This window comes from Kocuria sp. WN036, from assembly GCF_002287015.1.
Classification (GTDB): Bacteria; Actinomycetota; Actinomycetes; order Actinomycetales; family Micrococcaceae; genus Kocuria; species Kocuria rosea.
The window spans coordinates 277,402-286,916 of record NZ_NSKF01000002.1 but is presented as its reverse complement, the minus strand read 5'-3'; the positions used below and the strand labels follow the sequence as shown (position 1 = coordinate 286,916).

9 protein-coding genes and 1 riboswitch are annotated in these 9,515 nt (G+C 64.7%); of the genes, 5 read left to right on the top strand and 4 right to left on the bottom strand.

Translation table 11 applies throughout. The features are described 5' to 3' along the window. Nucleotides 1-242: transposase (locus tag CK505_RS02790; RefSeq protein WP_141246766.1), on the top strand; the 242-nt coding region annotated here is incomplete at its 5' end. 242 nt (nt 243-484) lie between these two features. Here the strand turns inward: CK505_RS02790 and CK505_RS02785 are convergent. Continuing rightward, a complete protein-coding gene (locus tag CK505_RS02785) occupies nt 485-2,473 on the bottom strand; it encodes a site-specific DNA-methyltransferase (protein WP_095650142.1) in 1,989 nt (662 codons plus the stop codon). Nucleotides 2,474-2,896: 423 nt separating this feature from the next. Here CK505_RS02785 and CK505_RS02780 point away from each other — a divergent pair, with 423 nt between their 5' ends. Continuing rightward, complete coding sequence (locus tag CK505_RS02780) at nt 2,897-3,226, top strand: Lsr2 family protein (protein ID WP_095650141.1); 330 nt, start codon at nt 2,897-2,899, stop codon at nt 3,224-3,226. Between the two features lie 831 nt (nt 3,227-4,057). Here the strand turns inward: CK505_RS02780 and CK505_RS02775 are convergent. Continuing rightward, the gene (locus tag CK505_RS02775; protein ID WP_095650140.1) at nt 4,058-4,411 is read right to left on the bottom strand and encodes a hypothetical protein; all 354 of its coding nucleotides are present in this window, start codon (nt 4,409-4,411) and stop codon (nt 4,058-4,060) included. A gap of 78 nt (nt 4,412-4,489) precedes the next feature. Continuing rightward, complete coding sequence (locus CK505_RS02770) at nt 4,490-4,996, bottom strand: ParA family protein (protein ID WP_176475269.1); 507 nt, start codon at nt 4,994-4,996, stop codon at nt 4,490-4,492. 484 nt (nt 4,997-5,480) lie between these two features. Then, nucleotides 5,481-5,667: riboswitch (cyclic di-AMP (ydaO/yuaA leader) on the top strand. Between the two features lie 5 nt (nt 5,668-5,672). Between CK505_RS02770 and CK505_RS02765 the strand changes: the two genes are divergently transcribed. The 3 genes from CK505_RS02765 (at nt 5,673) to CK505_RS02755 (ending at nt 8,548) form a co-directional block, all read left to right on the top strand. Continuing rightward, on the top strand, nt 5,673-6,173 hold the full coding sequence (locus CK505_RS02765; protein ID WP_095650139.1) for an NlpC/P60 family protein: 501 nt from the start codon (nt 5,673-5,675) through the stop codon (nt 6,171-6,173). A gap of 219 nt (nt 6,174-6,392) precedes the next feature. Continuing rightward, complete coding sequence (locus CK505_RS02760) at nt 6,393-7,592, top strand: pyridoxal phosphate-dependent aminotransferase (protein WP_095650138.1); 1,200 nt, start codon at nt 6,393-6,395, stop codon at nt 7,590-7,592. Beyond that, nucleotides 7,589-8,548: a D-glycerate dehydrogenase gene (locus CK505_RS02755; RefSeq protein ID WP_095650137.1), complete on the top strand. Its 960-nt coding sequence runs from the start codon at nt 7,589-7,591 to the stop codon at nt 8,546-8,548. Before CK505_RS02760 ends, CK505_RS02755 begins: the two co-directional genes overlap by 4 nt. Nucleotides 8,549-8,641: 93 nt before the next feature. On the opposite strand, the gene CK505_RS02750 is transcribed toward CK505_RS02755, so the two are convergent. Continuing rightward, nucleotides 8,642-9,424, bottom strand: a complete 783-nt coding sequence (locus CK505_RS02750; protein ID WP_095650136.1) for an SDR family oxidoreductase — start codon at nt 9,422-9,424, stop codon at nt 8,642-8,644. Nucleotides 9,425-9,515 lie beyond the last annotated feature (91 nt).

Sequence of the window (9,515 nt, the reverse complement as noted above, 5' to 3'; positions counted from 1 at the left end):
GCCCGATCCCGGAGATCGCCCGGCTCGGGCGGACCCTGCGCCGCTGGAGGGCCGCGATCCTGGCCTACTTCGACACCGCCGGAGCTTCGAACGGCCCCACGGAGGCGATCAACGGGGTCATCGAGACGATGCGCCGGGTAGCCCGCGGCTTCCGGAACTTCGACAACTACCGGCTACGCGCCCTGCTCGCCGCCGGCGGCCACCGGCCCTGGCGAAAGGCTCCTAACCATGCTCATCTGTGAAGGGCCGGTTTGCTCCCCGCAAGTCGGTGGTGCTCAACTGAGCGAGTTCCGACTGTACTTCGACACGCTCGCGCTCAGTAACCACGTGGAGGTTGTCTACTAGGCGGGCTAGGTCAAGCAAAAAGGCCTTATGACCCTCCGATCCGGGAGCCTCGCCGAGCCGTGTCTGTAACGGCGGTAGTAGGGCTGCCTCAAACAAGTCCGTAACCGCATGGACGGCTGCGGCTTGGTGCGGCTGATCCTCAAAGCGAAACTTCACGAGGTGCCCTCTCCAGCATCACAAGCTTTGACTGCAGACGGGGAGCCAACGTCAATGTTGTCGCGTCGCTGACTCTGTCTCCGCGCAGGATTAGTGTGTCGTCATTGGTTAGTCCCAGTGCATCAGCAGTGGACAGGTCGAATGAATCAAGCGAGACCAGTAGACGTCCGGCGCCGCGCTTGTTTTCATCGGCTGCCACGAACTCGTACACACACACTCCGTCTACGTCGTGCTGAGTCACCTGGGCGTCGAGACGAGTAGATGTGGATTTGAGGACAACTTCCCAGGCGACTGCAAGGGGGTCTGCGCCTTCGACGACGGGCGGGCCAGCGAGTCGATCGAGCGACAGTTGCACGTAGTCAAGTCCGTTCATGCCATCAGTAGCAGTGATGGGAGTCTCGATGGTGAGGCTAGTGGGGCGGGTGCGAAAAATGCGGAATCCAAGCTTCGGAGAGGTTGGGGTTGCACCTTCAATTGCCTGTCCAGCTCGGCGCAAGCGTTCGGCTGTCACATCAAAGATTGTCCTGTATCCTGCGTCAATTGCGTTTTTGCCAGACTCCTGAGATGCGTCAGGTTCCTCAGGGACTTGCACCAGCACCCATCGACGCTGCTTGCTATCTATTGCGTTTTGCCGCCAGACAGCTTCGCCGGTGGATCCGGAACCGGCAAAAAAATCGATGATGAGGTCGTTGTCTTCGGGCGCGACACCGCTAATGAATCTTGATAGCACTTCCACTGTTTTTGGATCATCAAAGACTTTCATGTCCATTAGCTTGTCTAACCGAGTTTGCTCGGGACCACGGGCTTTCGAGAAGGTTGAGCCGGGCGCCCAGAATTCCTGCTCGTGAAGGTATCTCTTGAGTCGGATGCGCTTATCAAATGTCTCGGGGAAGATCAGTCGACCTCGTTTGTCATACTCCTCCATAACAGACCGCTCGACCGCCCATCCCTTTTGTGGTGCGCTGTATCCCTTGTATGGATACATCAAGTTTTCACGAGGGTTAGGGCTACGAAGATCTCCTGATGTCCATACACCGGCGTCGTCCATGTTGGCGAAATATGAATGGGCCTTTGAGGGGTGCCCTTCTGGAAGTTCTCTATACCATTTACGAAGCTCTTTGGATGCAGGGGCGTAATTAGTGCCAAACTCAACCTTCAGTTGTTTATGCTTGGCGTATATTTCTTCCAGACCTGTCTTTTTCTCGAGCCACTTCCTATCAATGGACTCGAGATGTGATTTATCTCGAGCGTAAATGAGGATGTAGTCTTGGCCGCCACCGGTCAACTTTGCATCGTTCTTTCGCCCGCCTTGCCATGTAATCAGGTCAATGAAGTTGGTCGCGCCGAAGATGGCATCCATAAGAAGACGCAGATGATGAACTTCATTATTGTCAATAGAAGCCAGGATGACGCCATCACGTTGAAGCAGATGGCGGGCGAGTGTTAGGCGTGGAAACATCATGGTCAACCATGGCGCGTGTTTTTTTCCTGAAACTTCGACCCTGCTGGTGAGCATGTTGCCTTGTTCGTCTAGTTGGCCAGAGGAGCGCAGGTATTGTGGCTCAGGTACAGAAAACTTGTCGTTGTAGTTGAATTTTTCTCCGGTGTTATATGGAGGGTCAATATAAATGAGTTTAGCTTGCCCGCTATAACCGCTCCGCAATAGCTTCAACACCTGGAGGTTGTCCCCTTCAATTAGGACATCGCGTGCGTTGTCCCAGTCCACGGAGGAGGATGGGTCGGGAACCAGTGTGGCCGTAGTGCTAGTGCGGGCGTCTTGGCGTGCGCGTTCGATCCCAGGCCAGCTGAACGTGAACGCAGGTTTGCTCGTGTCCGACGCTCCCAGAGCGTTCAGTAGTGAAGCCGTATCCAGATTTCCATCCTTAAAGGCGGACGGGACCAAATCTTGAAGCTGCTGAAGCAACTCTTCTTGTGCATTTGGTGTGGCTGGGGGGACATGCTGGTTTGTCATGCAGGGGGCTCCTTGTTCAGGCGGGTCGAGTGGTCCCAACTCTAGCTGCAGCTTCCGACACGAGGAGAGAACGGTCTTGGCCTGATATAATTTTTGGATTTATTATGGCACATTAGTAAGCGAGTGTGCATGGTTTAAGCGTAGTTTTCTTTTCTTTCGCATGGATATTCAAATGTCATCATCGCTGCAGAGCATTCCGTTGATCGCTCATACTTCCCCATCAGACATTTGCGACAGACAGGTGATCAAGTGCCGCGTCGAAGGCGGACTGCCTCTGCTTCCCTGTAACTTCTCAGCAATGGTGATGCCCGACCAGGCTAATTGGGGCTTTCCGCACTATGGGGGTAAGGTCGATATGAATCTGCGCACCAACGTGTCCGCATTGTCGATACAAGACCAAAAGCAGTAGGGAAAGGGACAAGAATGGCTCAGAGCGTACAGATTATCCTGGAAGACGACCTCGAGGGCGGGAAAGCGGATGAGACCGTCCAGTTCTCCCTCGACGGCAAGGATTACGAAATCGACCTGTCCACCGCCAACGCCGAGAAGCTGCGCGAAGCCCTGCGCCCCTACGCCGCCGCCGGGCGCAAAGCCGGCCGCACCACCACGGCCCGCAGCACCGGGGCAGGGGCCTCGAAGTCAGACCCGGACACCGCCAAGATTCGTGCCTGGGCGAAGGAGAACGGCCACCCGGTCTCCGACCGCGGCCGCATCCACCAGTCCGTCAAAGACGCCTACTACGCCGCCCACTAACCCAGCACCACCCACACCGGCACCGGGCCATGCCCGACCACCGGAACAGCCCCCCACTCGTCGCTTTGCCACGTTCCCTCTCCAGGTGGGAACCGGCCCGTCGGCAAAATATCTTGGGCATTAGAACCGGCGCCGCGCAAGCGACGTTCAAAACGCATGAACACGGTAGGGCCCTGCAGGAGCGCTTCCTGCAGGGCCCTTGGCCGCTCCGTCGGATTCTGGACGAGACTGCCCGAGCCTAAATGCGGAGCTCATATCCGCTTGTCGGTGCGCGATACTCCGAGCTTTCACCTGTTAGTTGTGAAGAACCAGCAGCGGAACTAATTCATCTTTCAGCACCCTGGGCATGGCTCACGGGTTCCGCCATTTCGAAGCAGGCACCTCATCACTTTGTGGGCGAAAGGCCCTCGCATCACCGGGGGTGGGGTGCGGAAGTGGGAACATCATGAGTATCGATCATCTTTCTACCCCTTGGTAATCTCGAGTTATCGCGTAAGGGCAGGATCAGCCGGGGGGCTGAACCTCCAGCGCGGATCGCGCTCAGGTGATCGGTCGAGGGGGCGCCGGGGGACGCCCCGCGTCCACCCTGGACCGCGCTGGTCGCCCCTTTGGCCCCCGACTACGGGCCCTGCTGGGGGTTGGCCCTGAATCCACACGGAAGGAGCGCGGGCACCCGCGTCGCTCGACGACCCACAGGACCACCCATCCCACCCCACCGCCTGTCCTCAGCAGAAGAGAACCCGGCCCACCAGCACCGGTGAGCCGGGTTCCTCCGGCGTGGACCATGGGAAAGCCGCCCGCAGCCACATTCCTCCCCTACCGGGGCCGGTGTTATCGGTTGAGCTGTTGGGCGTAGGCGCGCACGGCGTTCTCGGTCACGGCTCTGGCAGTGCCGTCGTGCTCAGTGAGCTCCTCGATCAGATCCGAGACGTCCTGAGCCACCCGCACCCCCAGCTGGATGGTGGGCTCCCGGCGCGGCCGGCCACGGCCGCGCTTCGGCGCCGCGGCCGTGGGTTCCGCCGCCGGTGCCGCCTGCACCGGCGGGGACGACACCACCGTTGCCACAGGCTGGGGTGTGGTGGCGGGGGCTGGGAGTGTGTAGTCGACCGGGTCGATGTGCTCATCCGGGGCCGGGCGAGGCCGGCGACGCTGGAGAGAGGCGGGACGCTCGGGCTTGTCGGTCATCGCAGCACCTTCTTTGCGATCGCGGTGTAGGCCTCCAGCACCCGGGTGCCCTTGCGGTATTGGCCGTATCACTCCCCTTCAGATCCGCACCTCCTGGACGATCGCCCGGCCCGGGATCAACGGCTCCAGGAACAACCCCGTGGCGCGCAGCTCCTCGAGGCTGGCGACGGCCGCTCGGCTCATGATCGTCTCCTCCACCCCACCGACGACGATCCCGGCCTCCTTCAGGGTGTCCGGGGCGCCGAGCTGCTGGCGGTGCCGGCGGAACTGGGCGACCGTGCGCCGCGCCCCGTCCATCCCATCGATGCCGTCACTGGTGACGGTGGCGGCATAGACCATCGTGTCCGCCGCGTTCAACGCCGACAGCGTCAACGGCCCACCCTGCCGGTTCGGGCAGTCAATGACCACCACATCCGCCTGAAGGCCGGTCAGGGAGATCTTCAGCCGCAGCTCTGCGTGATCGGCCCGGTCGGCCTCGCGGTTGGAGACGTTGCGGGCCGAAAGAATCACCCGGAGGTTGGGATGCCACCCGCTGGGGAGCGCGAGATCTGCGGCCCGGTCTTCAAGTGCCTCATTACCCAGCATCGCCCCGACGTGCGTCCCGGGAGCGCCCGTGGAGAGAACCGACCCACGCCGGGCAATCACCACAAACCCAATTCTTTCTTTTTGTGAACTCCCGCATGGATTATGGGACGCACAAAAGCATCGTTTTTTCTACCCCGGAGGGAAGGGTCGATCAGGGCGCCGCACAAAGGTCTTGTGGTGCTTTCCCGAAAAACTGTCCCGGAATAGCAGGGGCGTTGCCACCGGACATCACGTTCCGGGGCGTGGGTGCGCTCGTCCATCGGCATGACCTGGACGGAGCCCCAGGTCATGACCCCTTTTGTCTCGAGTCGAGCCTCGGCGGGGGTCTGCAACAGCGACCCTCACCGACCAACTGCGTCAGGGGGAGGAGATCCCTTGCCGGGTCGACCCAAGAGCCGAGACACGCCCGTGATCAAAGCGAGACTTTTTCGTTATCTCTCGGTTAGTGTTCTCTCCGTGCCGGTCGCCTCACCGATCGGCATCCCCGTGCACATCGCCGAATTCTGCCGGTGCCCGGGGCCCCCAGAAAACATCGCTCGGCAGAAGCGGGGGAACCATGAACGGTCCCTCCCCCGGGACCTAGGGGTTAAGTCGTCAGGGCCCCCATCCTGACGACCGGGTGTCTCCCACCCGCATCCGACAGCTCACCTCGCAGGCAAGAGGGAGGACATCACTCATGCCCATTTTCCAGTCCCGCATGCCCCGCCACCGCGCCCAGAGCTCGTTCCGCCTCGGACGCACCGCGATCCTGACGGTCGCCGGCGGCGCCCTGGCGCTCAGCAGCGTAGCCCCGGCCCAGGCCGCCCCCGCCGCAGCCCCCCAACAGCTCATCAGCATCCAGTCCCAGTCCGGCAAGGCCGCGAGCATCGCCGCCGCGGCCAAGAGCCAGCTGGGCGTGGGCCAGGACTGCACCGCCCTGGTCACCAAGTCCCTGCGCGCCGCCGGGATCAACCACCACGGGTGGCCGGCCTCCTATCTGAAGCTCGGCACCCGGGTCTCCGCCGCCCAGGCCCAGCCCGGTGACCTGGTCTACTACGCCAACGGCGGCATGGGCTTCGCCCACATCGCGGTGTACATCGGCGGCGGAAAGGCCGTCCACGGCGGCTGGAACGGCAACCAGACGGTCATCCAGACCGTCAACGTCGGCTCCGGCCCCGTCTACCTCCGCGTGCGCTGACCCCCCGCACCTGAGCGGGGAGTACGGTTCCCGGCCACCCCGAGGCAACCGCACTCCCCGCATCCACCAGAGGCGACCTCCGGATGCGGGGAACATCGCGGCAAGGTCCACCGCGAGAATCCATCCGGGGACCACTCTTCCCAGTCTGATATATGAGTCGTATGCTCGACCCGGATCCGCCAGCGGACCGATCACCAACTCGACGAGGAGTGGAACGGCATGCGACAACTCGCGCACCGGCTCGACCGGCTGGGCACCGAGACCGCCTTCAGCGTCGCGCAAGCCGCGGCCGCCTGGACGGCGAAGGGGAACCGCGTGTACCCCTTCCACCTCGGCGACATCAACATCCCGACGGCCCCGCACATCATCGAGGCGATGGACCGGGCCATCGCCGACGGTCACACGGGCTACTGCCCCGGCCCCGGCATCCCGCAGCTGCGCGAGGCCCTCGCCGAGGACATCGGCTCGCGCCGCGGCATCGGCCTCAGCCCCGAGAACGTTGTGGTGATGACGGGCGGCAAGCCCGTCATCACGAAGTTCCTGCAGGCGGTCATGAACCCCGGCGACGAGGTGCTCTATCCGAATCCCGGCTTCCCGATCTACGAGTCGCAGATCGAGTACCTCGGCGGCACGGCCGTGCCGTACCGCTACCTCCCCACGGAGGACGGCTTCGCCATCGACCTCGACCAGGTGCGCGCCGCGATCACCCCGAGCACGGTCGCCATCGTCTACAACGATCTGCAGAACCCCATCTCGGCCGAGTCGACGGCGGCCGAGCGCGAGGCCGTCGCGCAGCTCGCCCAGGAGCACGACCTCTGGGTGCTCTCCGACGAGGCCTACTTCGAGACGCGCTACGAGGGGGTCTCGAGCTCGATCGCGTCGCTCCCCGGCATGGCCGAGCGCACCGTCATCCTCTACACGTTCAGCAAGAAATTCGCGATGACCGGCTCACGCCTCGGCTGCGCCGTCGCGCCCCCGGAGATCGCCACGGTGCTCAGCACGCTCAACACCAACGACGAGTCCTGCACCACGCACTACGTGCAGTGGGCCGGCATCGCAGCACTCCGCGGCCCCCAGGAACCCGTGCAGCAGACGCTCGACATCCTGCGCGAGCGCCGCGACGCCGCATGCGAGCTCGTGAACGCCATCCCCGGCATGCACGTGGCCGTACCGCAGTCCACGTTCTACCTGTTCCCCGACGTCACCGCCGCCATGGAGCGCATGGGCTGCACCGCGGTCGGCAACTTCGCCACGGCAGCGCTGCACCAGACCGGCGTCTCCTTCTGCACGCGGGAGCACTTCGGCCGGCGCCAGCCCGGCGAGGACCGGCAGTACATCCGGCTCGCCTACTCGGGCATCGACGTCCCCGACATCCGCGAGGGCCTCGGCCGCCTGCGCGAGTGGATCGAGACGGCATGAGCCGGGTGGTCGTCACGGGACCGATTCCCGACGCCGCGATCGAGAAGCTCCGCGCCGCCCACGAGGTCGAGATGTGGCCGGATCCGGAGCCGATCGGCCGCGAGGAGCTCATGCGCCGGGTGGCCGGGGCAGATGCCGTGGTGAGTCTGCTCACCGAGCGCATCGACGCCGAGCTGCTCGATGCAGCCGGACCGCAGCTGAAAGTGGTCGCGAACGTCGCCGTCGGCTACGACAACATCGACGTGCCCGCCTGCAGCGAACGCGACGTCGTGGCCACCAACACACCCGGCGTGCTCACGGACGCCACCGCCGACATCGCCTTCGGTCTGATCCTCATGGCGACCCGCCGGCTCGGCGAGGGGGAACGGCTCATCCGCTCCGGCCAGGACTGGAAGTGGGGCATGTTCTTCCTGCTCGGCAGCGGCCTGCAGGGCAAGACCCTCGGCGTGGTGGGCATGGGCGGCATCGGCCAGGCGACCGCGCGCCGCGCCAAGGCCTTCGGCATGGAGGTCGTCTACCAGTCGCGCAGCGAGATCGATCCCGGGATCGCCGCCGCGCTGGGCGCCCGGCGGGTCGAGCTCGACGAGCTGCTGGCCGTCTCCGACGTCGTGTCGGTGCACTGCCCCTATGGGCCCGCCACGCACCACCTGATCGGTGCCGAGCAGCTGGCGGCGATGAAGGACTCCGCGTACCTCGTCAACACCGCGCGCGGGCCGATCGTCGACGAGGCGGCGCTCGCGGCCGCGCTGCGCGAGAACCGGATCGCGGGCGCCGGACTGGACGTCTACGAGCACGAGCCCCAGGTGCATCCCGAGCTGCTGGAGCTCGACAACGTGGTGCTGGTACCGCATCTGGGCTCCGCCACCGTGGAGACGCGCACCGCGATGGCGGTGCTCGCCGCCGACAACGTGCTCGCCGTGCTCGGCGGGCAACGGCCACCGACACCGATCAAGTAGCAGCTGGACCGCCGGTTCCACCTCGAGCGGCGTGGGATTCCGGGGCCACGTCCCCGGCAGGACGGCCGCGGCGGTGACGCCGGCGACCACCCCTCACGAGGTGCCGCGGAGCCAGTCCTCGAACCGGGTCGGGGCGGTCGTGAAGTCCGCACGGGGCAGCAGGCCACCGTTGCCGAGAGCGGTGAACGGCACCGGCACCCGGAGGACCTTCCGGCGTCCTCCACGGTGCTGGTCGATCGCACGGGCCAGCTCCGCCATGTCGCGAACCTCGGGCCCCGCGATGACGGCGTCGTCGGAGGTCGCGGAGCCGCCGGGCTCCAGGGCCCGGTCGGCGACGAACGCGGCGGCTTCATCGGCGGCCAGCGGCCGGGAGCGCATCCCGGGCACCGCGGAGAGCGGGCCGACGCGCAGCTGCGACAGCAGGGTCTCGGCCAGCTCGTACCACTGCGCCGAGGCCACGAACGTGACCGGGACCGGGCCGGCACGGTAGGCCTGCTCCTGGGCGGCCTTGCCCGCGTAGTAGCCCATCCACCGGTGCACCTCGGGCTCCCGGGCGTTGAGGATGGTGACGCACACGATCCGGGACACCCCTGCCCGCTGTGCCGCCGCCTGCACGTTGCGGGCGGTGGTGGTGAAGAAGTCGACGGCGCGCTTGCGGGACAGCGTCGCCAGGTGAAGGCAGTCCACCACGGTGGAGACCCCCTCGAACGCGGCGTCGAGGCCTTCACCGGAACAGACGTCGACGCCCTGCCCGCGCGAGACCTCGACGACGTCGACGCCGCGCTCCCGCAGCTGTGTCACCACCCGCGCGCCCAGCTGCCCGGTAGCCCCCAGGACCGCCACCCTCCGGTGCTCGCCCTCACCCGTGCTCTCCATGGCCCACCGTCCCCTTCCCGCCGTCCGTGCCTCGGTGCTGCTGGCACCGATTCTCCTCGTGTGCTCGTTCTGGCGCGACTGACACTTTTTG